At 67.0% G+C, this 24925-nt stretch carries 23 protein-coding genes; 16 read left to right on the top strand and 7 right to left on the bottom strand.

The features are described 5' to 3' along the window. The first annotated feature begins 1 nt into the window (after window position 1). The 7 genes from rhaI to ACIA49_RS21655 are packed head-to-tail and all read left to right on the top strand — an operon-like array spanning window position 2 to window position 9997. On the top strand, window positions 2-1159 hold the full coding sequence (gene rhaI / locus ACIA49_RS21685) for an L-rhamnose isomerase (RefSeq protein ID WP_396378996.1): 1158 nt from the start codon (window positions 2-4) through the stop codon (window positions 1157-1159). Next, on the top strand, window positions 1159-3177 hold the full coding sequence (locus tag ACIA49_RS21680) for a bifunctional aldolase/short-chain dehydrogenase (RefSeq protein ID WP_396378995.1): 2019 nt from the start codon (window positions 1159-1161) through the stop codon (window positions 3175-3177). Before rhaI ends, ACIA49_RS21680 begins: the two co-directional genes overlap by 1 nt. Before the next feature lie 9 nt (window positions 3178-3186). After that, complete coding sequence (locus ACIA49_RS21675; protein ID WP_396378994.1) at window positions 3187-4641, top strand: arabinose isomerase; 1455 nt, start codon at window positions 3187-3189, stop codon at window positions 4639-4641. Beyond that, entirely contained in the window at window positions 4638-5996 is a 1359-nt protein-coding gene (locus ACIA49_RS21670; protein ID WP_396378993.1) for a rhamnulokinase family protein, read from the top strand. Before ACIA49_RS21675 ends, ACIA49_RS21670 begins: the two co-directional genes overlap by 4 nt. A gap of 6 nt (window positions 5997-6002) precedes the next feature. Continuing rightward, window positions 6003-6239 carry a helix-turn-helix domain-containing protein gene (locus tag ACIA49_RS21665; protein ID WP_396378992.1) on the top strand — a complete coding sequence of 79 codons (237 nt, stop codon included), beginning with the start codon at window positions 6003-6005 and terminating at the stop codon, window positions 6237-6239. A gap of 59 nt (window positions 6240-6298) precedes the next feature. Further along, window positions 6299-9433, top strand: a complete 3135-nt coding sequence (locus ACIA49_RS21660) for a family 78 glycoside hydrolase catalytic domain (RefSeq protein WP_396378991.1) — start codon at window positions 6299-6301, stop codon at window positions 9431-9433. 51 nt (window positions 9434-9484) lie between these two features. Beyond that, complete coding sequence (locus ACIA49_RS21655) at window positions 9485-9997, top strand: hypothetical protein (RefSeq protein WP_396378990.1); 513 nt, start codon at window positions 9485-9487, stop codon at window positions 9995-9997. A gap of 40 nt (window positions 9998-10037) precedes the next feature. Here the strand turns inward: ACIA49_RS21655 and ilvA are convergent, their stop codons facing one another. After that, a complete protein-coding gene (gene ilvA / locus ACIA49_RS21650) occupies window positions 10038-11333 on the bottom strand; it encodes a threonine ammonia-lyase IlvA (RefSeq protein WP_396378989.1) in 1296 nt (431 codons plus the stop codon). A gap of 230 nt (window positions 11334-11563) precedes the next feature. Here ilvA and ACIA49_RS21645 point away from each other — a divergent pair, with 230 nt between their 5' ends. Continuing rightward, entirely contained in the window at window positions 11564-12430 is an 867-nt protein-coding gene (locus tag ACIA49_RS21645) for an HIRAN domain-containing protein (RefSeq protein WP_396378988.1), read from the top strand. 107 nt (window positions 12431-12537) lie between these two features. Next, a complete protein-coding gene (locus ACIA49_RS21640) occupies window positions 12538-13209 on the top strand; it encodes an SGNH/GDSL hydrolase family protein (RefSeq protein WP_396378987.1) in 672 nt (223 codons plus the stop codon). Here the strand turns inward: ACIA49_RS21640 and ACIA49_RS21635 are convergent. Then, window positions 13198-13950, bottom strand: coding sequence for a nucleotidyltransferase domain-containing protein (locus tag ACIA49_RS21635; protein ID WP_396378986.1), 753 nt, complete (start codon window positions 13948-13950; stop codon window positions 13198-13200). The two genes, ACIA49_RS21640 and ACIA49_RS21635, sit on opposite strands and share 12 nt — an antisense overlap. 82 nt (window positions 13951-14032) lie before the next feature. Between ACIA49_RS21635 and ACIA49_RS21630 the strand changes: the two genes are divergently transcribed. Beyond that, window positions 14033-14221 (top strand): hypothetical protein, encoded by a 189-nt coding sequence (locus ACIA49_RS21630; protein WP_396378985.1) that lies wholly within the window; start codon window positions 14033-14035, stop codon window positions 14219-14221. Here the strand turns inward: ACIA49_RS21630 and ACIA49_RS21625 are convergent, their stop codons facing one another. After that, window positions 14222-15100 (bottom strand): RNA polymerase sigma-70 factor, encoded by an 879-nt coding sequence (locus ACIA49_RS21625; RefSeq protein ID WP_396378984.1) that lies wholly within the window; start codon window positions 15098-15100, stop codon window positions 14222-14224. It lies immediately after the preceding gene. Window positions 15101-15250: 150 nt separating this feature from the next. On the opposite strand from ACIA49_RS21625, the gene ACIA49_RS21620 reads away from it, so the two are divergent. From ACIA49_RS21620 to ACIA49_RS21605, 4 genes are all read left to right on the top strand, one after another. After that, on the top strand, window positions 15251-15733 hold the full coding sequence (locus tag ACIA49_RS21620; protein WP_396378983.1) for a carboxymuconolactone decarboxylase family protein: 483 nt from the start codon (window positions 15251-15253) through the stop codon (window positions 15731-15733). Window positions 15734-15882: 149 nt separating this feature from the next. After that, on the top strand, window positions 15883-17019 hold the full coding sequence (locus ACIA49_RS21615; RefSeq protein WP_396378982.1) for an erythromycin esterase family protein: 1137 nt from the start codon (window positions 15883-15885) through the stop codon (window positions 17017-17019). A gap of 104 nt (window positions 17020-17123) precedes the next feature. Then, window positions 17124-20342, top strand: a complete 3219-nt coding sequence (locus ACIA49_RS21610) for a S8 family serine peptidase (protein ID WP_396378981.1) — start codon at window positions 17124-17126, stop codon at window positions 20340-20342. Window positions 20343-20476: 134 nt separating this feature from the next. After that, complete coding sequence (locus ACIA49_RS21605; RefSeq protein WP_396378980.1) at window positions 20477-20677, top strand: hypothetical protein; 201 nt, start codon at window positions 20477-20479, stop codon at window positions 20675-20677. Between the two features lie 49 nt (window positions 20678-20726). On the opposite strand, the gene ACIA49_RS21600 is transcribed toward ACIA49_RS21605, so the two are convergent. Next, window positions 20727-21476 carry a phosphotransferase enzyme family protein gene (locus tag ACIA49_RS21600; RefSeq protein WP_396378979.1) on the bottom strand — a complete coding sequence of 250 codons (750 nt, stop codon included), beginning with the start codon at window positions 21474-21476 and terminating at the stop codon, window positions 20727-20729. A gap of 7 nt (window positions 21477-21483) precedes the next feature. Beyond that, the gene (locus ACIA49_RS21595) at window positions 21484-23013 is read right to left on the bottom strand and encodes a hypothetical protein (protein WP_396378978.1); all 1530 of its coding nucleotides are present in this window, start codon (window positions 23011-23013) and stop codon (window positions 21484-21486) included. Window positions 23014-23242: 229 nt separating this feature from the next. Between ACIA49_RS21595 and ACIA49_RS21590 the strand changes: the two genes are divergently transcribed. After that, the gene (locus ACIA49_RS21590; RefSeq protein ID WP_396378977.1) at window positions 23243-23827 is read left to right on the top strand and encodes a hypothetical protein; all 585 of its coding nucleotides are present in this window, start codon (window positions 23243-23245) and stop codon (window positions 23825-23827) included. A gap of 9 nt (window positions 23828-23836) precedes the next feature. Continuing rightward, a complete protein-coding gene (locus tag ACIA49_RS21585) occupies window positions 23837-24166 on the top strand; it encodes a nucleoside triphosphate pyrophosphohydrolase family protein (protein WP_391547335.1) in 330 nt (109 codons plus the stop codon). On the opposite strand, the gene ACIA49_RS21580 is transcribed toward ACIA49_RS21585, so the two are convergent. Together ACIA49_RS21580 and ACIA49_RS21575 are read right to left on the bottom strand one after the other, a co-directional pair. Then, complete coding sequence (locus tag ACIA49_RS21580) at window positions 24163-24555, bottom strand: DUF4375 domain-containing protein (RefSeq protein WP_396378976.1); 393 nt, start codon at window positions 24553-24555, stop codon at window positions 24163-24165. The genes ACIA49_RS21585 and ACIA49_RS21580 overlap by 4 nt on opposite strands. A 40-nt stretch (window positions 24556-24595) precedes the next feature. Further along, window positions 24596-24892, bottom strand: a complete 297-nt coding sequence (locus ACIA49_RS21575; RefSeq protein WP_396378975.1) for a hypothetical protein — start codon at window positions 24890-24892, stop codon at window positions 24596-24598. Window positions 24893-24925: the final 33 nt, after the last annotated feature.

Here is a 24925-nt window from a genome sequence, read left to right as displayed (position 1 = left end):
TATGACCAGCGTGCAGGATGCTCTTCAACGCCAGGAGATCGAACTGCCTTCGTGGGCGTTCGGCAACTCCGGCACCCGGTTCAAGGTGTTCACGCAGCCGGGCGTGCCGCGGTCGCCGGAGGAGAAGATCGCCGACGCGGCCGTCGTCCACCGGTTCACGGGGGTTGCTCCGAGCGTCGCGCTGCACATTCCCTGGGACAAGGTCGACGACTACGCGAAGCTGGCGGCGTACGCGAAAGAGCAGGGCGTGCGGCTCGGTGCGATCAACAGCAACGTGTTCCAGGACGACGACTACAAGCTCGGCAGCGTCACCAACCCCGACCCCCGGGTACGGCGCAAGGCCACTGACCACCTGCTCGAATGCGTCGACATCATGGATGCGACCGGGTCGCGGGACCTCAAGCTCTGGTTCTCCGACGGCACGAACTACCCGGGCCAGGACGACATCCAGGACCGGCAGGACCGCCTCGCGACAGCTCTCCGCGAAGTCTATGAGCGGCTGGGTGACGACCAGCGGATGCTGCTGGAGTACAAGCTGTTCGAGCCGGCCTTCTACACGACCGACGTACCGGACTGGGGAACGTCGTACGCGCACTGTCTCGAGCTGGGCCCCAAGGCCGAGGTCTGTATCGACACCGGGCACCACGCGCCGGGGACGAACATCGAGTTCATCGTGGCGTTCCTGCTGCGGGTGAAGAAGCTCGGCGCGTTCGACTTCAACAGCCGGTTCTATGCCGACGACGACCTGATGGTCGGGTCGGCCGACCCGTTCCAGTTGTTCCGGATCATGTCCGAGATCGTCCGCGGTGACGCGCTCGATCCCGATCGCGGGATCGCCTTCATGCTCGACCAGTGTCACAACATCGAGGTGAAGATCCCCGCGATCATCCGCTCGGTGATGAACGTCCAGGAGGCGACCGCGAAGGCGTTGCTCGTCGATCGCGAGGCATTGAAGAAGGCTCAGCTGGAAGGTGACGTGCTGGAGGCGAACGCCGTACTGATGGATGCCTACAACACCGATGTGCGGCCGCTGCTGGCCGAGTTGCGGGAGTCGCAGGGTCTCGACCCCGAACCGATCAAGGCGTACCAGCGCAGTGGGTACTTCGAGCAGATCGTCAAGGACCGTGCCGACGGCCAGCAGGCCGGATGGGGAGCGTGATGGAACTCGTTGCCAGGAGCAACCGACTGGGTGCGGACCCGCGGAACACCAACTACGCCGGCGGGAACACGTCGGCGAAGGGGACCGAGACCGATCCGGTGACTCAGCAGCCGGTCGAGCTGCTGTGGGTGAAGGGATCCGGTGGCGATCTCGGCACGCTCACTGAAAAGGGTCTCGCAGTCCTGCGACTCGACCGGTTGCGCGGGCTGGTCGACGTGTACCCGGGGGTGGACCGCGAGGACGAGATGGTGGCCGCGTTCGACTACTGCCTGCATGGCAAGGGCGGAGCGGCGCCGTCGATCGACACCGCGATGCATGGCATGGTCGATGCGCCGCATGTCGACCACCTGCACCCGGATTCCGGGATCGCGCTGGCGACGGCGGCGGACGGGGAGAAGCTGACCGCGGAATGCTTCGGGGACCGGGTGGTCTGGGTGCCGTGGCGGCGGCCCGGGTTCCAGCTCGGCCTGGACATCGCCGCGGTCAAGCGGGAGAACCCGGCCGCGATCGGCTGCATCCTCGGCGGTCACGGCATCACGGCCTGGGGCGAGACCTCGGACGAGTGCGAGGCGAACTCCCTGGAGATCATCCGGACGGCGGAACGTTTCCTCGCCGACCGTGGTGTCGCGGAACCGTTCGGTGCCGTGGTTCCTGGCTTCGAGGCCCTGCCGGTGGACGAGCGCCGGGCGCGCGCAGCGGCGCTGGCTCCGGTGATCCGCGGACTCGCGTCGACCGACAAGCCGCAGGTGGGTCACTACACGGACTCAGAGGTGGTCCTGGAGTTCACCGCGCGGGAGAAGCTGGCGTCGCTGACTGCGCTCGGGACGTCGTGCCCGGATCACTTCCTGCGGACGAAGGTGCGGCCGCTCGTACTCGACCTGCCGCCGAGTGCGTCGGTCGAGGACGCGGTTGCGCGGTTGAAGGAGCTGCACGCGGAGTACCGCGAGGAGTATTCGGCGTACTACCAGCGGCACGCGGACGCGGACAGCCCGGCGATGCGGGGCGCGGATCCGGCGATCGTGCTCGTGCCCGGGGTCGGCATGTTCAGCTTCGGCAAGGACAAGCAGACCGCCCGGGTGGCCGGCGAGTTCTACGTGAACGCGATCAACGTGATGCGCGGCGCCGAGTCGGTGTCGACGTATGCGCCGATCGACGAACGGGAGAAGTTCCGGATCGAGTACTGGGCGCTGGAGGAGGCCAAGCTGCAGCGGATGCCCAAGGCGAAGCCGCTGGCGACCCGGATTGCTTTGGTGACTGGCGCTGGTTCGGGTATCGGCAAGGCGATCGCGCAGCGGCTTGCGGCCGAGGGCGCGTGTGTCGTGATCGCGGACCTCGACCTGGCAGCCGCCGAAGCGGTGGCAAAGGAGATCGGCTCGGCCGATGTCGCTGTTGCCGTGGGCGCCGATGTCTCCTCCGAATCCGCGGTGGACCTCGCGTTCCAGGAGGCTGTGCTCGCCTTCGGTGGCGTGGATCTGGTGGTCAACAACGCCGGCCTCTCGATCTCCAAGTCGTTGCTGGAGACAACTGAACGTGACTGGGACCTGCAGCACGACGTGATGGCCAAGGGATCGTTCCTGGTCTCCCGCGCGGCTGCGAAGGTGTTGATCGACCAGGGGATCGGCGGCGACATCGTCTACATCTCCAGCAAGAACGCCGTCTTCGCCGGACCGAACAACGTCGCGTACGGCGCGGCCAAGGCCGACCAGGCGCACCAGGTCAGGCTGCTCGCGGCCGAGCTCGGTGAGTACGGCGTCCGCGTCAACGGCGTGAACCCGGACGGCGTCGTACGGGGGTCTGGGATCTTCGCGAAGGGCTGGGGTGCCCAGCGGGCGGCCGTGTACGGCGTACCGGAGTCGGAGCTGGGGGCGTTCTACGCGCAGCGGACGCTGCTCAAGCGGGAGGTGCTGCCGGAGAACGTGGCGGCGGCCGTCTTCGCCCTGGTGGGTGGGGATCTCAGCCACACCACTGGTCTTCATGTTCCCGTCGATGCCGGCGTAGCTGCCGCGTTCCTGCGCTAGGAGCCCGTGATGTGGAGTGCGGAGCCAGAGCGGTCGGTCGACGGACACGGCGGTCTGCCGTGGGTCGAGCCACGGAAGACCCGCGTAGGCCTTGTCGCAGGCGGCCTTGGCGCCTACTGGCCGCAGTTCCCCTCTCTGCTGCCGCAGTTGCAGGCGTCTGCGCGGCGGGTGGCTGAGCGGTTCACCGCACTGGACTGCGAGGTTGTGGACGTTGGGTTCATCTCCGACGCGCAGGAAGGTGCTGCGGCCGCGGAGAAGCTGCGAGTGGCGGACTGCGACCTGATCGTGGGCTTCCTGACCACGTACATGACTGCGTCGATGCTGGTACCGGTCGCGCAGCGGAGTGGTTCGCCGGTGCTGCTGCTGAACCTGCAGCCGACGGAGTCGATGGATCACGCGACCTTCGACACCGGTGCGTGGCTGGCGTACTGCGGGGCTTGTCCGCTGCCGGAGATGGCCAACGCGTTCGAGCGGTGTGGGGTGCCTTTCCGCTCGGTGTCCGGGTACCTGGAGGACGAGCGGGCGTGGGCGCGGATCGACCGGTGGATCCGGGCGGCCGGCGTACGGGCTGCGTTCCGGCACGGTCGGCACGGCCTGCTCGGGCATCTGTACCCGGGGATGATGGACGTGGTCACGGACCCGACGCTGGTGTCCGCACAGCTCGGCGGGCACGTGGAGATCCTGGAGATCGACGACCTGCGGGTGCGGGTCGAGAAGGTCACCTCCGCCGAGACGGACGCCAGAATTGCGTTGGCGCGGGAGGTCTTCACACTGGACGACTCCGTCGTCGAAGACGACTTCCGCTGGGGTGCGACGGTGTCGGTCGCGCTGGACCGGTTGGTGGAGGACTTCGACCTGACCACGCTGGCTTACTACCACCGCGGTCTGGACGGTGAGGCGCACGAACGCGTTGCTGCCGGGATGATCCTTGGGGCGTCGTTGCTGACTGCGCGGGGCGTCCCTGCAGCGGGTGAGTACGAGCTGCGGACCTCACTGGCGATGTTGGTGATGGACAAGCTCGGGGCGGGCGGTTCGTTCACCGAACTGCAGGCGCTGAACTTCCACGACAACGTGGTGGAGATGGGGCACGACGGACCGGCGCATCTGGCGATCAGTGCGGCCAAGCCGTTGCTGCGTGGGCTGGGCGTCTACCACGGCAAGCGCGGCTGGGGTGTGTCCGTCGAGTTCGACGTTCGCCAAGGCCCGGTCACGCTGTGCGGGCTGGGCCAACGGCGCGATGGGACGTTCCACCTCATTGCCTCCGAGGGGACCGTCGTACCGGGGCCGTTGCTGCAGATCGGGAACACGACGTCGCGGGTGGACTTCGGGCGTGACCCGGGTGAGTGGACCGACGAGTGGTCAGCGTCCGGCGTCGCGCATCACTGGGCGCTCGGTACCGGCCACCGCGTCAAAGACCTGGAGGCCGTCGCCGACCTCCTCCGCCTCGAGCTCACCGTCGTATGAAGCGCGTCGCGGCGGTCGACCTGGGTGCGTCCAGCGGTCGCGTCATGCTCGGCGAGGTCGGCCCCGACCTGCTGCGCCTGACCGAGGTCAACCGCTTCTGGAACGGCCCGGTCGACCTCCGCGGCTCCCTGCACTGGGACATCCTGCACCTCTACCGCTCCATGCTCGACGGCCTGCGCGCCGCGGGTGCGGTCGACTCGCTCGGCATCGACTCCTGGGCCGTGGACTACGGCCTCCTGGACGCGACCGGTCAGCTGCTGAGCAACCCGTTCCACTACCGCGATGGCCGGTCAAGCATCTCGCTCCAGGAAGTGCCGGGCGACGAGCTGTACCAGATTACGGGGTTGCAGCAACTGCCGATCAACACCCTGTACCAGTTGAAGGCCGAGCGCCTGCTGGAACAGGCCGAGACTCTCCTGCTCATCCCCGACCTCCTCGCGTACTGGCTCACCGGCGTGATCGGTGCGGAACGCACCAACGCCTCCACCACCCAGCTGTACGACGTACGCCGCCGCGCGTGGAGTGTGGAGCTCGCACAGCGCGTGGCGGTCCCTGCCCGCCTGCTGCCGCAGCTGTGGGAGCCGGGTGACGTGATTGGCGACTACGCAGGCACCCCGGTGATTGCGGTCGGCTCACACGACACAGCATCGGCTGTGGTGAGTGTGCCGGCCTCTGAGGAACGGTTCGCCTACATCTCGTCGGGGACGTGGTCCCTGGTGGGACTGGAGCTGGATGCGCCCGTGCTGACCGAGCAGGCACGGCTCGCCAACTTCACCAACGAAGGCGGAGTAGATGGGCGGATCCGCTTCCTGCGCAACGTCATGGGGCTCTGGATTCTCCAGGAGTGCCAACGCGTCTGGCAGGACGACGACCTGCCCCGGCTGCTCGACGAAGCGGCTGCCGCGCCACCCTTCGCCTTGCTCATCGACCCGGACGCACCAGAGTTCCTGGCGCCCGGTGACATGCCTGCCCGGATCGGGGACGCGCCGAAAGGTGTCATCGTGCGGTGTGTGCTGGAGAGTCTGGCGCTCGCCTACCGGCGGACGCTCCGATCGGCTCAAGAGCTCGCGGACCGACACGTCGACGTACTGCATGTCATCGGGGGCGGTTCCCAGAACGAACTGTTGTGTCAGCTCACCGCAGACGCCTGCGGCCTGCCGGTCCTGGCCGGTCCGGTCGAAGCGTCGGCTCTGGGCAACGTCCTCGTCCAAGCTCGTGCACTGGGCGAGCCCCTCCCGGACCTGGCCGCCATGCGCGCGCTGGTCCGGTCCACCCATCGCCTGCGGCGCTACGAACCGCAGGGCAAACCGGCCGACTGGGACGCCGCCGAGTCCCGGGTGTTCGGAACAAGGTGATTCCGCATGACCGTCCTCCCCCAGGAAATGCGCCCGCAGCGGGTACCGCCGCGGGAGATCAGCCATGACGACTTGCAGCTGCTCCGCCTCCTCGCCACCGGCTTGCCGATGGACGCGGTGGCGCGCAGGTTGCAGTTGTCCGAACGGACTGTCCGCCGCCGCACTCGCTTGATCTGCGACCGGCTCGGCTTCAGTACCGCCATCGAAGCCATCGTCTGGGCCGCCCGCCGCGGCTTGGTCTAAGACCGGCTCAACCGCCCCGAACTCCCGCAGTTCCGCCCCACTGACCGAGGAGTCCCGCAATGCCCCGACACATTCGTTGGGCTGCGCTTGCCCTGGCAGCCCTGCTGGCGATGCCTGTCTCCACCGCATCGGCCACGCCCGCACCTCAGGTGCACAACCTCAAGACCAACGCCCTGAGCGAGCCACTCGGCATCGCGGCCGGCAAGCCCCGGCTGAGCTGGCAGCTCGACAGCGACCGCCGTGGCGTCGCGCAGAGCCGCTACGAGGTCCACGTCGCGAGCAGTCCGTCAAAGCTGGCTCATCCAGACGCCTGGGACAGCGGTGTGGTCCGCTCCGACCGTTCCGTCGAGGTCGAGTACGCCGGTACCGCGCTGAAGCCTTACACGCAGTACTTCTGGTCAGTCCGGGTCTGGGACGACCAGGGTCGCGCCACGCGCTGGTCCGACCCCGCCACCTTCGAGACTGCGCAGCTGCAGCCGTCGGACTGGAGTGGACAGTGGATCGGCGCTGACAGCCTGCCCGGAGCGGAGTGGACCGACTACACGGTCGATGCCGACGTCACCGTCGCCAAGGACGCACTGGGCGTCTTCTTCCGCGGCCGGGCCGGCGTCGGCTACATGTGGCAGCTCAACACGGTCAACGGCAACAAGCTCCGGCCGCATGTCCGGCAGCAGGGCGGTGGGTACGTCGTCCTCGGTGAGATCCCGCTCAACGTCGACCTGAGCCAGAAGCACCATCTGCGCATCACAGTCGCCGGCAAGACCATCACCACCTGGATCGACGACGTTCAGGTCGACCAGCGCGAGCGGTCCGACCACAACGCGGCCGGGATCGTGGGCTTCCGCACCAACGGTGCGGAGAGCGGCGTTGTGCACAACCTGGTGGTGACCAACAGCGCCGGCAAGAAGCTCGTCGACACAGTCTTTGCCGCCGGTGACCAGACCTTCCCGGACGGGACGGTGCTGCCGACAGGCGGCCTGCAGGTGAAGGGCAACACCGACCTGTGGCTTCCGGGTCCGCCGCTGCCGGTGTTCAAGCGCACGGTGACGATTCCGGCCGGTAAGAAGGTCGTCCGCGCTCGGATGTACGCAGCCGCGCAGGGTGTCTACGAGCTGAGCCTGAACGGTCAGAAGGTCGGCGACCAGCAGTTGGCGCCGGGCTGGACGGACTACCGGCTGCGGATCCAGTCCCAGACGTACGACGTCACCCGGCAGCTGCACGCCGGTCAGAACGTCCTGGGCGCTGAGGTGTCCACCGGATGGTTCGCCGGCAACGTAGCGATGTTCGGATCGCAGAAGTACGGCAGTGAGACCGCACTGACCGCCCAACTGCGCGTCACGTACTCAGACGGCACCACGGACGTGATCGGCACGGACCAGAGTTGGCAGACCGCACCAGGCGCCGTACGGGTTGCTGATCTGCTCAACGGCGAGAGCTACGACGCACGCCGTACGGCGTCTGAGTGGTCGCCCGCGTTGTTGCGGCCGAGCGCGACCGCGCTGCTGGTTCCGCAGGCCGACCAGCCGGTGCGGGTGACTCAAACGCTTGCAGCAAAGGCGATTGCGTCACCGACACCAGGCAAGTACCTATACGACCTCGGACAGAACATGGTCGGCGTCGGACGCGTCAAGCTGACCGGACAGCCCGGCCAGACCGTCACCATCCGGTACGGCGAGGTGCTGAACCCGGACGGGACGCTCTACACGGACAACCTGCGTGGTGCGAAGGCCACTGACCACTACACGTTGGCCACCACCCAGCTGGAGACCTACCAGCCGCGGTTCACCTTCCACGGCTTCCGCTACATCGAGGTGAGCGGCGTGCAGCCCACTGCGGTCACTGGCGTGGTGATGGGTACCGACGGCGCTCAGACGACCAGCTTCCACACCAACTCCGCACTGGTGAACCAGCTGCACAGCAACATCGTCTGGGGTCAGCGGGGCAACTTCTTGTCGATCCCGACCGACACTCCGGCCCGTGACGAGCGGATGGGCTGGACCGGCGACATCAATGTGTTCGCTCGCACTGCGGTCTACAACCTGGACTCACAAGCCTTCCTGACCAAGTGGCTGCAGGACCTGCGTGACAGCCAGACGGCTGACGGCGCCTACCCCAGCGTCGCGCCGACTGTGCCTAACTCGTTCGACGGTGGCCTCGGGAACGCCGGCTGGGCAGATGCCGGTGTGAACGTGCCCTGGACGCTCTGGCAGGCGTACGGCGACACCAACGTGATCCGCCAGCACTACGCCTCCATGACTCGGTACGTCGACTACCTGGCCTCGCACTCACCCGGTCTGATCCGTGGTGGCGGCGACTACGGTGACTGGCTGAACCTGGACGACCCGACGCCCGGTGACCTGATCGGTACGGCGTTCATGGCCAAGGGTGCCCGCCAGCTCAGCCAGATGGCTGCGGCCATCGGGAACAGCGCGGACGAAACGAAGTACCGGAAGCTGTACGACGACGTCCGGGCCGCGTGGATCGCTCGGTTCGTTGCCGGGGACGGGAAGGTCGGTGCGGACAGCCAGACCGGCTACATCCTCGGCTTCACCAACGACCTGATCCCCGATGTCACGAAGTCCGGCGAGCACTTCGCGAACACCATCCTGCGCCGGGACACGCACTTGTCCACCGGCTTCCTCGGGGTGGACGGGTTGCTGCCGGTACTGACCAAGGTCGGGCGCTCGGACCTTGCCTACAAGCTGTTGCAGAACACGTCGTACCCGTCGTGGGGCTACGAGATCGGCAAGGGCGCGACGACGGTGTGGGAGCGCTGGAACTCGATCAACCCGGACGGCACCTTCAACGACGTGGGCATGAACTCCTTCAACCACTACGCGTACGGCGCTGTCGGCGAGTGGATGTATCGCACGCTGGCCGGGGTTTCGGCGGCCGAGCCGGGCTATCGCAAGGTGCTGATCGCGCCGACGCCGGGGGTGGGGATCACCAAGGCCGACTTCGCGCTCGAGACGCCGTACGGGCAGGTGGTCAGTAACTGGAAGACCACCGCGCGTGGTCTGCAGCTGGAGGTGACGGTGCCGGCCAACTCGACCGCCACGGTTCGGCTGCCGGCTGCGGATCCGTCGCTGGTGACGGAGAGCGGGCGGCATGTATCGCAAGCGTTTGATGAAGGTTCGACGGTGGCCGTGAATGTTGCCTCAGGCACCTACCACTTCCTGGTCCGGGCTGGTTAGCAGGTGTCGCGGCGGGTACCGGAGGCTGAACCCCGGACTGAGGAGGAACCCATGGACGGAATGACCGTCCTCTGGATCGTCGTCGCGCTCGCCGTCATCGTCATCCTGGTCGCACTGCTCGCAGGTGCGAACAAGACGTCGGCCAAGCGTCGTGAGGAGCACCAGCGGCAGCAGGACGAGCAGGATCGCCAGGACGCCTACGACAAGGAACAGGAATCCCGGATCGCCGCGGCCCACGCCGAGCGTCAGCACGCGGCCGCCGACGAGGTCGAGGCCCGCGCCAAGCGTGCCCAGGCCGAGTCCGAGGAGAAGGCTGCTGAGGCCCGTCGGCTCGCCGCCGGTGCGACCGAGCGTCGTGAGGCCGCCAAGGACGCGGACCGCGAGGCCGACCAGCACCACACCGAGGCAGTCAGCAAGATGCCGACCAACGGGGCCGAAGAAGGCAACATGCCGCACGCGGGTGACGTACCGAACGTTGCCCGCACCCAGGAAGACGCCGACAATCATTGGGCGGACGGGAACCACCCGGACGACCCGCGACGTCCCAAGCACACGGGGTTGTGAGGCGGTCTGATCCCGCCGTGGAGTGAGGTCTGCGGCGGGGTCAGATCAAATACCTGAACTCGGGGGAGTTCGGATCGATCCGCTCGATGTCGAGGGGTGCAGCGTCCATCCGGGCCAGCAGACCGTCCAGGTCACTGGCCCGGCTGATCTCGATCCCGACCAGCGCAACGCCGGTCTCCCGGTTGTTGCGCTTCACGTACTCGAACAGGGCGATGTCGTCGTCCGGTCCGAGCACCCCGTCCAGGAACTGGCGCAGCGCGCCGGGTTCCTGCGGGAACGTGACCAGGAAGTAGTGCTTGAGCCCTTCGTAGACCAGCGACCGCTCGAGGATCTCGCTGTACCGGCTGACATCGTTGTTCCCGCCGGAGAGCAGACAAACGACTGTCTCACCGGGCCGCACGGTCAAACCGTTGCCCAGGGCACTTGTCGACAAAGCGCCTGCGGGCTCGGCGATCAGGCCGTCGACCTGGTACAGCTCGAGCATCTCGCTGCAGACCAGACCTTCGGGTACTGACAGCATCTCGACCCCGGCGCCGGCCACCAGAGGCAGCGTGACGTCGCCAACTCGCCGTACCGCCGCGCCGTCGACGAAGCTGTCCAGCTGCGGCAACGTCACCGGTTCACCAGCAGCCAACGCAGCCGCCATGCTCGCGGCACCAGCCGGCTCCACCCCAACGATCCGTACGCCGGGATGCCGAGCGGCCAGCCAACTCGCGACACCCGCCACGAGCCCACCGCCGCCGACCGGAACCACCAGTACGTCGGGGGCCTGGCCGAGCTGCTGCACGATCTCGACGGCAACCGTGCCTTGGCCGGCCACGGTCCGCGGGTCGTCGAAGGCCGGAACCATGGTCGCGCCGGTCGCTTCCGCATCCGCGAGCGCGGCCGCGGCAGCGTCGTCGTACGTGTCGCCGGTCACGATCACCTGGATCTGTTTGCCGCCCAGGGCGGCGATCCGGTCCCGTTTCTGGCGCGGAGTCGTCCTCGGAACGAAAACTTTTCCGTGCACACCGAGCGTGTGGCACGAATATGCCAAGCCCTGCCCATGGTTGCCCGCACTGGCGCAGACGACCCCGGCGGACTTGACCGCTTCATCGAGCTGGGAGACCAGGTTGTAGGCCCCGCGCAGCTTGTAGGAACGTCCGATCTGCAGGTCCTCACGCTTCAGCCAGATCTGCGCTCCGGTGCGCTCGGAAAGCCTCGGATTGCGCTGCAACGGGGTCCTGATCGCGACGCCGTCGAGCCGCTCCACAGCGGCCTCGATCGAGTCCGCCGTGACAGATGGTGAGACAGCTGGTGAACCGGTCCATCGAGCGACTGAACTACTGCCCTGCATGACGTTCCTTCCCGTGCATCTGCACGATCTACGCCGTTTCGCTCGCTGCACAAGACGATCTCCGTCCACAGTACGGACGCACGGCTACCGTTGCACAACAGAGCCTGATTCCATGCGTGAAACGGCCCTTCACGGGGCAGTCTAGTTTTCATACGCTCACTCGGTGTAACGGCCAGGCCTCTGGACGGGATGAGCCGAGTAAACCGGTCAGCGGGGACTGGAGGGCACATATGGAACTGATTCCGTTCAGTCTGTGGGGCGATGCACTGTGGTGCGGTCAGGAAGTCGTGCGGGAGGCTCCGCACGAGCAGGCGATTCGCAGCCTGTTCCCTGATCCCATCCCGGCACGCGGCGCAGATCTGGACACCGAGGCGGACCTGGTCCCGGAACCGCACAACCGTTTCGACCCCCGATCGATCGCAGTCCGCGTGCAGGGGAAGGTTGTCGGCTACTTGCCGAGGGACGACGCACATCGCTACCACCCGGTGCTTTCGGAGCTGGTGGCCCAAGGACTGCAACCGCAGGTGCCGTGCCACCTGTGGGTCAGTGAGTGGGAGCCGGCCGACTGGCTCGGTAAGGACGAAGACGGCACGGAGTTCCACGCCAGCGTCGCGGTGGCCCTGGGCCAGCCGCACATGCTCGTCCCGGTGAACCTGCCCCCGCCGGGGAGCTTCCACCTGCTACCACCCGGCAGCGGCATCGTCGTACCGGGCAGTGAGGTGCATCCGGAGATCCTGGTCCCGTTCTTCCGCGCGGAAGGCGAGTGCTGGGCCTACGCCACCATGCATGCGATCGAGGAGGAGGACAGCATCCAGGACCGGCCGCGGAACGTGGTCGAGATCCGTCTCGACGACGAACCGGTCGGACGACTCAGCCCGCGGCTGAGCGCGGAGTTCCTGCCTGCCATCCACTACCTGGCCGACATGCGCGCCGAAACCGCCGCACGCGTCGCAGTCCGCGGGGACCGCAGCGCATCGGAGGTGACGTTGTACGCGGCACGGAGTCACGACCTGCCGGCCACCTGGCCGGACGGCCTGACCCGTTCCCCGGTCGCGTCCCCCCAATGGCACTACTGGGCGACCAAGGAAGCCAACTAACTAGGGCGGCTGCGCTGTACTCACCGGGACTGATGACGGCCCCTTGGGTGGGTACAGCGGAGCTACTTTTCAACCTCGGTGGCAACGCTGGTCTAACGTTTGGTTCCGTGAAGCGTCGACTGCTGGCCGTGCCCTTGGTGCTCGCGGCCGTGCTGCTGGTCGGGCCGGCGGTTCCGTCAGCAGGCGGCGTGCGGGTGATGCCGCTGGGTGACTCGATCACCTATGGCAACCCCGAGTCCGGGGTCAGCTATCGCACCTCGCTGTGGCAGCACTACCAAGACCACGAGCCCCGGGTGGACTTCGTGGGCTCGGTCCACTGGGGCAATCTCCCGGACCGGGACAGTGAGGGTCACCCGGGGATGCGGATCGACGAGCTGCGTTCGTGGATCGACTACTGGCTGCTCCTGAACAGGCCGCGGTACGTGCTACTCCACATCGGCACCAACGACGTCGTACAGGCCACTGACCTGCCGAACGCACCTGCGCGGCTCCAGGACCTCGTCGAGCGCATCACGCAGAAGGTGCCTGGGGTAACGGTTCTGGTCGCTTCGATCGTGCCGTCGCCCGATGCCGGGCTGAACGAGCGCGTCAACGCCTACAACGCGGCTATCCCTGGAGTGGTTGCTGCAGTGCACGCTACGGGTGCCGACGTGCGGTTTGTGGATCTGAACGCGCGCATGTCGCTGTCGGACATCTCGTCGGACAAGCTGCACCCGACCGACGCAGGCTTCCTGAAGATGGGCGACATCTGGTACGACGCGTTGCCGCTAGCGCCGTAGCGCGTCGTACTGCTCGGCTGCCCAACCGTCGAAGGTCTCCTGGACAATGGGTAGTTCAGACTCTTGCACCTTCTTGAGGCTTTGTCTGATGACCTCGGGGTTGCCGGTGAGGTAGTGCTCGATCGTCTCCAGCAGTACGGCGGTTGGCCAGCTCTGGAGCGGGTGATGGTGCAGTGCCCAGCTCAGGTACTTGCTGTAGGGCCGGACCTGACCGTCGAGCGCGAACACCACGTCCCGGAACGGAGTGATCGCCTCAGCTGCGTCCATCCGGGCCGCGAGCAGATTGCCGTCGCGCGCCGACTTGAGTGAGCGGTAGGCCAGGTTGATCCACGCGTCCAACCGCTGCTCCAGAAGCGCGACCGCCTCCTCAGGGCGCAGCCTCCCCTGCCGCTCGATCGCCGCCTCGATCCGCCCGCCCGTGGTGTCGAGCAGGGTCGGTGCCCACGCATACGACCAGCGATAGCCCCACTGGTCGTCCCCGAAGGTCGCCAGCGTCTCCAGGTGCTCAAGCGTGACCGGCAGCAACTCCAGTTCGGTGTCCCGTCGTAACGGTCGCTGCACCAGTTCCGGCGTTACCACCACGATGACGTCCAGATCGGAGCGTTCTGTCTCCAGCCCACGTCCGGCCGACCCTGACAACACCATGCCGAGGAAACCGGCGCCGTACTCGCGCTGAAGCTTTGCGGCCGCGTCCTCGATCAGCGTCCGTCGCTCAGCCGACAGTGTCTCCGGGAACTTCATTCGGTGAGCCTACGCAGCGTCGTACGCTGGGCGCATGGGAGTTTCTGCGGGTCCGGCGTGTCCTGTGTGTGGTGAGACGGGCGTGCCGATTCTGTACGGGCTGCCGACGCAGGCTGCGATGCGCGCGGCGTCGGCAGGACGGGTGCGGCTCGCTGGGTGTGTGATGGTGCCTGACCACGACCAGTGGGCCTGTCCGGCCGGCCATGAGTGGCGGGCCGGTGACGACGAGCAGTTGGGCGCCGCCATCAAGGCTGCGATCGCGGCGGAGTGACTAGCGGAGCAGGGTGGTCTCCTGCTCGAGGCGCTCCAGCTTGTTGGGGTTGCGGACGACGTACATGCCGGTGATCTGACCGTCGAGCATGTGGAAGGCCATCACCTGTTCGATCTCACCGTCCAGGCGCAGGAGCAGGCCGGGAGCGCCGTTCAGGTGGATGAGCTCGGTGGTGAGAGCGCCGACGTACCGGGGGATGCCCGTGCTGAGGATGCGGCCGACGCGTTCGGCGCCGACGATCGGGTTGAGGACTGCCTGCTTGACCCCACCACCGTCGCCGATGAGCACCACGTCCGGAGCGAGCATGTCCAGGAAGCTCTGAATGTCGCCTGTCTCCACAGCTCGACGGAACGCGGACAGCGCACCCTTCGCCTCGGTCGGCGACACCACTCCGCGCGGTCGGCGGGCAGCCACGTGTGACCGGGCCCGGTGGGCGATCTGACGGACCGCCTCCGGTGACTTCTCGACCGCCTGCGCGATCTCGTCGTACTCGAGAGCGAAGACATCACGGAGCACGAAGACGGCACGCTCGGTCGGTTTGAGCGTCTCCAGGACCAGGAGCATCGCCATCGAGACACTGTCGGCCAGCTCGACGTCCTCCGCCACGTCCGGCGTGGTGAGCAGCGGCTCGGGCAACCACTGACCGACGTACGTCTCGCGCTGCCGCCCGACCGTCCGCAGCCGGTTGAGGGCCTGGCGGCTGGTGATCCGGATCAGGTACGCACGGTGGTCGCGGACGGTCTCCAGCTCGACCCCGACCCAGCGCAGCCACGTCTCCTGCAGCACGTCCTCGGCATCCGCCGCCGAACCCAGCAGCTCGTACGCGATCGTGAACAGCAGGTTGCGATGGGCAACGAACGATTCGGTCGCGGGGTCCATGGCCGTCTCCTCCAATGGTCGGGTCGCCCAACAGACACCGGTCACCACGATCTCGTGACAGTGGGCCTCGTCACATCCGTAGCCTGTCACGGATCCGGCCCGGCGCGCATCTTGTGAGCACAACCGACAGATACGAGAGGAACCACCCCGATGCGCATCAACCTGATGGAGACCGAACTCGGCGGCAAGCTCAGCAAGCGGTTCGCCGGCCTGGCGATGCTGATCGAGCACTCCACCCTCCCCGGCACCGTCAAGGAGCTGGTCAACATCCGCGCCAGCCAGATCAACGGCTGCGGCTTCTGCCTCGATATGCACACCAAGGACGCCACCGCCGCCGGCGAGGACCCCCAGCGCCTGCACCTGGTCGCCGCCTGGCGCGAAGCCACCATCTACACCCCCGCCGAACGCGCCGCCCTCGCCTTCACCGAAGAAGGCACCCGCCTGGCCGACCACCACCAAGGCGTCAGCGACGCCACCTGGGCAGCCGTCAGCGAACACTTCGACGACGAACAACTCGCCGCCCTGATCACCCTGGTAGGCGTCATCAACGCCGCCAACCGCATGAACGTCATCGCCCAAACCCCCGCCGGCTCCTACCAGCCCGGCATGTTCCAAGCCCTCGTCAACAACTGAAGATCGGTCGCGAAGGACACGTAGTACCCCACCTGCCGCACCACGCCCCACGCTCGTGATCGCCCCGGGTATTTAAGCTTTCTCTCGATGGTGACGCTGGATGTTGGAGTAAAGGTTCAATGAAATGATTCAACGATAAAGTTGAAGTTATGAATGGCGTACTGGGGTTGCTTGCGAACAGGCCGCGACTGCTGGCGTTGGGGGAGCCGACGCATCAGGAGAATCAGCTGCTCTATCTGCGTAATGAACTCTTCCAGGAGTTGGTGGTGGAGGAGGGGTATCGGGCGATCGCGTTGGAGTCCGACTGCTTGGTGGGGTTGGTGGTGGACGACTATGTGACGTCAGGGGTGGGGGAACTTGATGAGGTGATGAAGCGGGGGTTCAGCCATGAGTGGGGTGGGCTGGAGGGGAATCGCCAGTTGGTGCAGTGGATGCGCTCTTACAACGAGACGCCGGAAGAGCCGGTGCGGTTTGCCGGGTTCGACGGGCCGTTGGAGATCAGCGGTCCGGAGAGTCCGCGTCATGCGCTCACCACTCTGCACACCTACCTCTCGAACTGGCTCGAGGCTGACCTGTTGCCTTGTACGGCGGACGCTCTCGACGACCTGCTCGGTTCGGACGAGCGCTGGACCAACCCAGCCATCATGTATGAACCAGATCAGTCGATCGGCCGGACGGATGAGGCCGAGTACCTGCAGTGGCTCGCGGGTGAGCTCACCGCCTTGGTCGACACCCAGACGCCGTACCTGATCGCCGCCTCCTCCCGCGAAGAGTGGAACCGCGCCCGCCTCTATGCGCGCACCGCCACTGGCCTGCTGCGCTACCACTACTGGATGGCTGACACCTCACCGCGCCGCATCGCGCGGCTGCTCGCGCAGCGGGACTCGATGATGGCGGCCAACCTGCTGGACCTCGTGGACCGCGCTCCGACGTTGGTGTTCGCTCACAACTCTCATCTGCAGCGAGAGCAGAGCACTCTGAACATGGCAGGCGCCAACCACCACTGGTGGAGTGCAGGCGCACTGGTCAACGCACACCTCGGCCAGGACTATGCGTTCTTCGCCACAGCACTCGGCACGATGCATCACCACGAAGTCGGCACTCCGCCCGCCGACACCATCGAAGGCGTCCTCTACGCGCAGGACCACCAGCTGATCGACCCCAGCACCCTCACTGGTCCCCTGAAGCCCAGAGTCTCGCCCTGGTTCGGGTACGCCGCTCTGCACCCGGACCACCTGTCCAGCATCGACGGAATCGTGTTCGTGAAGGACGTCAATCCTTCCTAAGACCGATTCGACGACTATCGAATGCGCCCAGGCAGTCAACTTTTCGCATCCCCCGGACATACACCTCTATGACCACCCATCTGTGAGGACTCAGTGGAGGTGCAATGAGGAAGAGACGTACTCGTCTCGCCGTGACTGCCCTGGCCGTGCTGGCTACCGGCAGCACAATGCTCGCCAGTACGGCGGCCGCGGGGGAACCGTTGGCAGGCCCCAGACCGACGGCGGAGAAGCCGTCCGGCCGCGGGGTCTCCGGCGAGATCACGCTGATCACCGGCGACCTGGTCACGCTGCACGGCGACCAGCCGGCCAAGATACGACCGGCCAAGGGCCGGGAGAACGTGAAGTTCATCCAGCGCAAGGAGATCAACGGTGACCTCACCGTGCTCCCGCTGGACGCCGAGGCCGCAGTGCGGTCCGGTGAACTGGATGCGCGGCTGTTCAACGTCACCCAACTGCTCAAGAACGGGTACGGCGACAAGGCGCGCTCCGACATCCCGTTGATCGTCAGCGGTCCGGCGGCACTGCGGTCCGGCGCCGGCCACGCCCGCAGCCTGACCAGCGTCGGCGGTACGGCGATCCGGGTCGGCAAGGCAACGCCGTACTGGACTGGTGCCCGTACGGCGCTCCGTGCCAAGGGGAAGCAGTGGATCCGGCTGGACGGGCCGGTGCGGGCGTTCCTGGACAAGAGCGTGCCGCAGATCGGCGCACCGGAGGCGTGGAAGAGCGGACTGACCGGCAAGGGGACCCAGGTCGCCGTACTGGACACCGGGATCGACACCACGCATGACGACCTGAAGGACGCGGTCGTCGCGGCCAAGGACTTCACCGAGAGCGCGAGCGGTACGGCGGACAAGTTCGGCCACGGTACGCACGTCGCCTCGATCGTGACCGGGGAGGACGAGGTCTACCGCGGCGTCGCGCCGGACACGAAGCTGCTGAACGGCAAGGTGCTCGACGACGAGGGCGGCGGCTACGACTCCGGCATCATCGCCGGGATGGAGTGGGCCGCGCACTCCGGCGCCAAGGTGGTCAACATGAGCTTCGGCTCCGACTGGCCGAGTGACGGCAGCGATGTGCTGTCGCAGGCGGTCAACCGGCTCACAGCCGAGACGGGCACGCTCTTCGTGGTCGCCGCCGGGAACAGTGGCGGTACGCCGGGCAGCCCGGCCTCGGCCGACGCTGCACTGACCGTAGGTGCCGTCGACCACGACGAGAACCTGGCCGACTTCTCCAGCCGTGGTCCGCGCTGGCTGGACGATGCGATCAAGCCGGACATCACCGCCCCCGGCGTCGACATCGTTGCGGCCAAGGCGAAGGACAGCGTCCTCGCTGGCATGTACCCGAACATCGGTCCGGATCACCTACAGCTGTCCGGTACGTCGATGGCCGCGCCGCACACTGCTGGTGCGGCCGCGATCCTGGCGCAGCAGCACCCGGACTGGAAGGCCGCTGAGCTGAAGGCCGCCCTGATGGGTACGGCGAAGGTGAACCCGAAGCTCACTGTCTTCGAGCAGGGCGCCGGCCGGGTCGACGTGGCCGCGGTGGTGAAGTCGACGGTGCGCGCCTCGGTGGGCAGCATCAGCAACGGCATCGTCCGCTGGCCGCACAACGACGACAAGCCGATCAGTCGCGAGGTCACGTACACCAACTCCGGCACGGCTCCGGTCACGCTGGACCTGAGCGCGTCGGTGACGGGTCCGGACGGCAAGGCCGCTCCGGCAGGCATGTTCACGGTCTCGCCGGCTTCACTGACCATCCCGGCCGGCGGCCAGGCGACCACGACGGTCACCACCAACACCGCCGTACCGGGTGCGGATGGTGCCTACAGCGGCGTGATCTCCGCCGGTTCGCTCCGGACGCCGATCGCGGTCACGCGTGAGGTGGAGAGCTACGACGTCAAGGTCAGCTTCGTCGGGTTCGACGGTCAGCCGACCACGCTGTACGGATTCCGGTTCGTCGACCTGAACCTGCCGCACGCGGTCCTTCCGGACGAGGGATCGGGCAGTACGACGACCGTCCGGGTGGCGAAGGGGCAGCACTACTTCGAGGCCAACATCGGTACCGAGGACGGGACCAAGCTGGCGGACCTGGGCGAGCCCACGGTCACCATCGACAAGCCGACCGAGCTGACCGTCGACGCACGGACCGGCGTACCGGTCGGCTTCCAGGTCGACCAGAAGGACGCGGTCTCGTCGACGGCGGCGTACGGGTTCGCGCGGGACACCGCCTGGGGCGGCAACGAGTCGACCGGGATGACCGCGATCATGCCCAACTTCGACGGATCGTTCGTGATCCCGAGCCGGACCACTGCGGCTCCCGACGCGTTCCGGTTCCTGACGCTCGAGGTGAAGGCAGCGCCGACCAACTCCAGCTACCTCTACCAGTTGGAGCGCAACGACCTCGGCAAGGTGCCGGCCACACTCGTGCACCGCGTCCGTGACAGCTCCCTGGCTCACGTGCGTTCGGATCACACCGGCAGCAAGCCCGGTACGTACGGCATCCGCGACGGCGGCATCACCAGGCCACTGCCCTTCACGCTGGACGAGTTCTACTCGCCGGGCACGGAGTGGTACCAGAGCTTCGTCGAGACCACAGACCCTGAGGACTGGCGTGGTTTCGCGAACCAGAGCGTCAGTACGCCGCGCAAGTACGAGCGCCGGCGGACCGTGACCGAGCACTGGGGCCTCCCGGTCTTCGGCCCCGGCCTGCCGTCGTTCGCCGACAGCGTGGAGTCCGCCGGTCGGTTCCGCGACCTGGTGCGGATCAACATCCCGCTCTACTCCGACCAGAACCCCGGCAACTACGGCTACGCCATGGCCACTGGCACCACCGTCCTCACGCGCGACGGCAAGCAGGTCGCGACCTACGACTTCCCGGGCTACCTGGAAGACACCGCGGTCCCGGCCGGCCCAGCGACGTACCAGCTCCACACTGAGGCCACCCGAGACAACCCACTGTCCTCGCGCATCCTCGCCGACTGGACCTTCCACTCCGACACCGTCACCGGCGCCGATCCGGCCCCACTGCCTCTGGTGGCTGTCCGCTTCGCCCCACCGCGGAACGCCTCGGCCAAGCTCCCCACGCTGGTCCCGATCTTCCTCGACCACAACGCCGGCGCCACCGCGCGCCTCAACTCCCTGTCCGTCTCCCACGACGGCGGTACCACCTGGCAACCCGCCAAGTTCTACACCGCCGCCGGCAGAACCTTCACCCTCCTCAAGCACCCCGCCGGCGCCGGCTCGGTCTCGCTCAGAGCCACCGCATCCGATGCCTCGGGCAACAAGGTGGACCAGACCATCATCAACGCCTTCCCGCTGAAATAACCGTGGAACCGGCGGTGGCAGCGGAGCGTCGTAGGTCCATCGCCGGTTCGCCAGGGGTTGGTGAACCTTGGGCGAGAGAAGCTGTTGACGACGAGGCCACGGGCGGCCTCTCCTCGAATCGCATAGGAGTGAACATGAGCGCTGAAGACCGGCAGGCACGTAAGGACGAGGCTGCTGCGGCGAAGGCGGCGGAGCTCTACCGTGCTCAATCGAAGGTCGTTCCGCGGCTCGAAGAGACGGGTCACCTGAAGGCGGCCAAGAACATCGAGGCCAAGGGCGGTCGCTGGGACGACGACCGCACCAAGAAGGAGGCCAAGAAGGGCTGGGGCCGCTGACCTCATCCAGGGCCCAGGCAGACGCGGTCTGCCTGGGCCCTTCGCGTTGTCAGAGCAGGGCGGCGACCCAGGCGTCGTGGTTCTGTTCGATGTACGACGCGGCCGGCCCCCAGTAGTCGCCGTGGCCTTCGGTGTAGAGGCGGGCCCACGGTTGCTCGCCGGCTCGGTGGCCGTCGACCAGCAGGTTGTACATGCCTCGGGTGTGTGCGGCAATCTGCGCCGGGAGCGCCCGGCGCTGCTCGTCGTCGAGACCGTAGCCGTCTACCAGTGCACGGAGGCGCGGGGCATCCACCTGTACGTCGCCATCCGGCACGAACGGTATGAACCCAGTAGCGGCGTACCCGAGGTCCCAGAGCCGAGTGGCGGGACCTGCGTTGTCCCAGTCGATGAAGACCCAGTGGTCGCCGTTGCGGACCAGGTTCCAGGGCGCCAGGTCGTTATGGCAGATCAGGTCCCCACCCGCTGGGTCAGGGACTGCCACGTGCCACTCCGCGTCGGCTGGTGGGTCAAACTGCGCCATGGTGTCGTGCAGCTCCCGGATCAGTCGGCCAAGCCGTTGCAGCTCGTCCAACGACAGTGAAGGCAACGTGTCGGCCAGCGCTCCCGGTATGTACTCGAGCACGTGGCGCCCACGCTCGTCCCGGCCCAGCGTGCGTGGCGCAAACTCCTTGTCAGCAAGGTGTTCGAGCACTGCCTCCACTCCAGCCGTCTGCCGTAGAGCAGGCTTCCGTACCGTCTCACCGACCCGCACAACCTCCGCAGCGACGTTTCCACCGGTCAGAACTTCTTCGGACTCCACTCGGCGATCATGCCTGGCCGTCCGTGTCTCCGTCGCGCGAATAACTGTGCACGCTGGTCAGAACGTGCGGGGGCAGGTCAAGCCACCACATCGCCGCAGCTCGGGAGTCGAACGGGGTACGCGGGTCGGCCAGCATCTGCTCGAGGACTGCGCGCTGTCCGGTGATGCCTGCGCTGTAGGCGAGGCCCCGCAGGATCTCTAGGTCGGCCGGACCCGACACCGCAGCTAGCCGCTGGGTGAGCGCGTTCAGCCACCAGCTGAGCGGTGTGCCATCACCGAGGTGAGCAATGGCAAACGCGGCCACCCGCACCGTCTCCGCGGGAATCCCAGTCGCCGTCACGATCCGCTCAGCCAGGCGCAGCTCTGGCTCGCCACCGAGCGCCCGGAGCGCGGACAGAACCGTCGTACTCCAGCCGGAAGGCCCTGCCAAAGCGCCGGTGAGCTCCTGCCTCAGAGCCGCAGCCAAGGGATGCCGGTACGGCGTTGCCGCGAGCGTGAACGAGGCTGCGAGCTGGATGTCCGGGTTGCGATGGAACAGCAGGCAATGGACCAGCTCACGGAGCTCCTCGTCATCGCCCGGGCTGTCGAATCGCGCGATCGCGCGGCTGGTCACCCGGTCGACCACATGCCGTCGCTGGTCATCCGGCGCCGGCCCGGGCGTACGCCGTACCGGCTGCTTTGTCGTCAGCCTTTCCACGATCTCGGTGGACCAGATGTCCAGAGGGTCGCCGGAACCCGACAGCGGCTGGAGCACGGACATCACCTCGGTGCGTTGCGCCGTGTTGAGCCGGCCGCGCCAGACCGTCTCGGCCAGCCCGGCGACCGCTCCAGTCAGCGCCCGGTCGTTGGTGGGGTTGTGCACCTGCGAGACCAGTGCGGTGATCGAGTCGGTGTGATCGCTCGCCCCGAGCGCCGCGACCGTGGACGTCATCGCCTGGTGGTGGCGGAGCCCGGCAGCGGAGGTGCACGCGTCAATGGCCGCCGTACCGCCGGTGGGGTGGTTGAACAGACGGGAGAGGGCCTCGTACCGCTGGGCCCAGGAGGTACCGTCAGCGACCAGCATCTCCATCAGCAAGCGCTGAGCCATCGACTCCCACATGCGCGGCGGCAGAAACGCAGCCGGCCACTGAGCGAGCAGTCCGGTCAGCTCATCCCACTCAGCCCCGGTCACAGCCGCCTCAGAACACACCTGATCCAGCAGCACACCGGCCCTGCTCCCGTGCGCCGTCAGCTGCCCCAGATCGCCAGCCGCAACCGGCAGGAGCCGCGAGTGTCGCGTGAGCCCGGGCAGCAGGTCATACATCGCCGTCAGCTGCCCAGTCGGCAGCCGCAGCAGCTCCTCATACCGTTTCAGCGCCTCACGCGGCACCAGCACCAGACCGCTCTCCCACCGCTGAATGGTCGACACATGTACCGCCGGAACCCGCTCCCCATCCGGCCAGGCCCGCGCAAACACCGACCGATTCCGGTAACTCGACTCCACCCCCAGAGTCCGGCAGACGCGCAGCATCCACCCCAGCCACTCCCGCACCCGCACGACACCCCACCCCCTCCCCGCTCCAGCACAACAGCCCGCCTCCCCTCCCGCAACACCACGGCATGTCAGCACCGACGGATTACTGCGTTCAGTAACGCTGCCGCCGCTCTCGCGATACACGGGCAAGGAGCGGACAGCGTCGAGCGTTGGGGAACGTGTGGACGCGCTGTGCGCAGGGGAGATCGGCTGACGCCTGGCGTCCGCCGATCGGGGCAGGGGGCTGGCAGGTATGCATCCAGGATTGGGTCCGGAGCGCCGGGGAGTTGGGTACTGGGCCAGCTGGGCCACGATCGCGGGCGTCGTCATCGCAGTGATCGGGACGGTGGTCGCCCACAACGACGCAAAGCCGGTCGCCACACCAGGTACAGCCGTCAGCACTCCACCGGCTCAGGTCATCACGACGGGTCCGATCACGCCGCCTCCTCAGGTCATCACGCCGCCTCCTCAGGTCACCACGAAAGCGCCCGTCACCACGATCGCCGCGGCAACGCCGTACCGGGTGCCTAAGGGCTTTGTCGGCACCTGGCGCGGTCCGATCGACCAGAGCGGCAGCAAGCCTTACAGCGTGATCGCCACCGTCACGTCTGGTGCGGTCGGCGACAGCCTCGGGACAGTGGAGTATCCGGAACTGCAATGCCAGGGAATCTGGCGGCTGGAGAGCGGTACGGCGAACAGCATCCGCGTCACCGAACTGATCGACGGCGGCACAACCTGCATCCAGACGATCTCGATCACCCTGATCCTGCAGGACGGCCAGCTGCGCTACTACATCGAAGACCCGCAGGTCCGCGGAACCCTCAAACGAGGGTCCTAGAGTTGCCGGGTGGACCTCAACACCTATCAGCAGGCAGCGCTGCGCACCGCTGCTCCCAAGGACAAGAAGAACGAGCTGTTCCATCTGCTGCTCGGGCTGGTCGGTGAGACCGGGGAGATCGCGGAGAAGGCCAAGAAGGTCATTCGCGACCGGGACAGCGACTTCGCGCAGTGGGATGTCGAGGATCTGACCAAGGAGCTGGGCGACGTGCTCTGGTACGTCGCCGTGATCGCGGACCACTTCGACGTACCGCTCGAGGATGTTGCCCAGCGCAACATTGCGAAGCTGGCCGACCGGCAGCAGCGAGCGGCGCTCGGCGGCAGTGGCGACAACCGTTAGGAGCTGAGCGCCTCGGTGAGTTTCGCGTCGGCGTTGCCGGCGGCCTCGAGCGTGCGGAAGCGCGCGTCGAGCTCAGCCAGGATGTCGTCGAGGGACTCGTTGTCGATCTTCTCGGCCCGCTCGTCGGAGCTTCGCGGATAGGGCACGCCCAGCAACGCCACCGCCTCACCGAACAGGGCGGCCCACGGGCTCCCGAGCAGCCGGGGGAGCGCCGTCATCGCGGTCAGTGCGGTGTCCCCGCCGTTGTAGCGGAAGTACGAGTCGAACCCGCCCGAGTTGACCTCCTGCCGGAAGTCACACACAGCAAGCACCTGTCGCTCACGCTCGCTCAGCGAGGACCTGTCTGATTCGGCGTACTGCTCGTAGAAGGTCCACGCATCAATGGTCACCTGACGGACGGTACGCCATACCAGCCTCCTCCGACGCCACCTACCTGCTCAGCCACCGCGGCGGATTGGGCGGACCGCCGACCTCCACCGGTCCGTGGCGATCCCGCGTGTATGTCTCGTAGTCGGCAAAATGCCGCCGCCGACCGAGATAGTGCGGATAGTGCTCGAAATGCCACCGGCAGGCGGCGATGAACTCCTGGTGATCGTCCAATCCGAGCCGCGCGCACAGCCGAGCGAACTCCTCGAGCCTCGCCAGCATCTCCTCACAAGCGGCCGCGCTGGCCCCATCAGGCCCGTCCAGTACGCCGATCGGCAGCTCGTGGAGCGAGTAGGTCAACCAGCTACGGAAACGCCAGTACTCTGCTTGATC

This window comes from Kribbella sp. NPDC051587, assembly GCF_044453945.1.
Classification (GTDB): domain Bacteria; phylum Actinomycetota; class Actinomycetes; order Propionibacteriales; family Kribbellaceae; genus Kribbella.
Note: the sequence above shows the minus strand (reverse complement) of the source record. Positions and strands in the feature narration are given on the sequence as shown.

What these genes read in the sequence shown, in the direction of transcription:
- ACIA49_RS21590 (WP_396378977.1), top strand. Translation starts at nt 23,243, where the DNA reads ATGCATCCAGGATTGGGTCCGGAGCGCCGGGGAGTTGGGTACTGGGCC.
- ACIA49_RS21625 (WP_396378984.1), bottom strand. Translation starts at nt 15,100, where the DNA reads ATGGACCCCGCGACCGAATCGTTCGTTGCCCATCGCAACCTGCTGTTC.
- rhaI (WP_396378996.1), top strand. Translation starts at nt 2, where the DNA reads ATGACCAGCGTGCAGGATGCTCTTCAACGCCAGGAGATCGAACTGCCT.
- ACIA49_RS21610 (WP_396378981.1), top strand. Translation starts at nt 17,124, where the DNA reads ATGAGGAAGAGACGTACTCGTCTCGCCGTGACTGCCCTGGCCGTGCTG.
- ACIA49_RS21635 (WP_396378986.1), bottom strand. Translation starts at nt 13,950, where the DNA reads ATGAAGTTCCCGGAGACACTGTCGGCTGAGCGACGGACGCTGATCGAG.
- ilvA (WP_396378989.1), bottom strand. Translation starts at nt 11,333, where the DNA reads ATGCAGGGCAGTAGTTCAGTCGCTCGATGGACCGGTTCACCAGCTGTC.
- ACIA49_RS21615 (WP_396378982.1), top strand. Translation starts at nt 15,883, where the DNA reads ATGAATGGCGTACTGGGGTTGCTTGCGAACAGGCCGCGACTGCTGGCG.
- ACIA49_RS21660 (WP_396378991.1), top strand. Translation starts at nt 6,299, where the DNA reads ATGCCCCGACACATTCGTTGGGCTGCGCTTGCCCTGGCAGCCCTGCTG.
- ACIA49_RS21655 (WP_396378990.1), top strand. Translation starts at nt 9,485, where the DNA reads ATGGACGGAATGACCGTCCTCTGGATCGTCGTCGCGCTCGCCGTCATC.
- ACIA49_RS21620 (WP_396378983.1), top strand. Translation starts at nt 15,251, where the DNA reads ATGCGCATCAACCTGATGGAGACCGAACTCGGCGGCAAGCTCAGCAAG.
- ACIA49_RS21670 (WP_396378993.1), top strand. Translation starts at nt 4,638, where the DNA reads ATGAAGCGCGTCGCGGCGGTCGACCTGGGTGCGTCCAGCGGTCGCGTC.
- ACIA49_RS21675 (WP_396378994.1), top strand. Translation starts at nt 3,187, where the DNA reads ATGTGGAGTGCGGAGCCAGAGCGGTCGGTCGACGGACACGGCGGTCTG.
- ACIA49_RS21665 (WP_396378992.1), top strand. Translation starts at nt 6,003, where the DNA reads ATGACCGTCCTCCCCCAGGAAATGCGCCCGCAGCGGGTACCGCCGCGG.
- ACIA49_RS21605 (WP_396378980.1), top strand. Translation starts at nt 20,477, where the DNA reads ATGAGCGCTGAAGACCGGCAGGCACGTAAGGACGAGGCTGCTGCGGCG.
- ACIA49_RS21645 (WP_396378988.1), top strand. Translation starts at nt 11,564, where the DNA reads ATGGAACTGATTCCGTTCAGTCTGTGGGGCGATGCACTGTGGTGCGGT.
- ACIA49_RS21680 (WP_396378995.1), top strand. Translation starts at nt 1,159, where the DNA reads ATGGAACTCGTTGCCAGGAGCAACCGACTGGGTGCGGACCCGCGGAAC.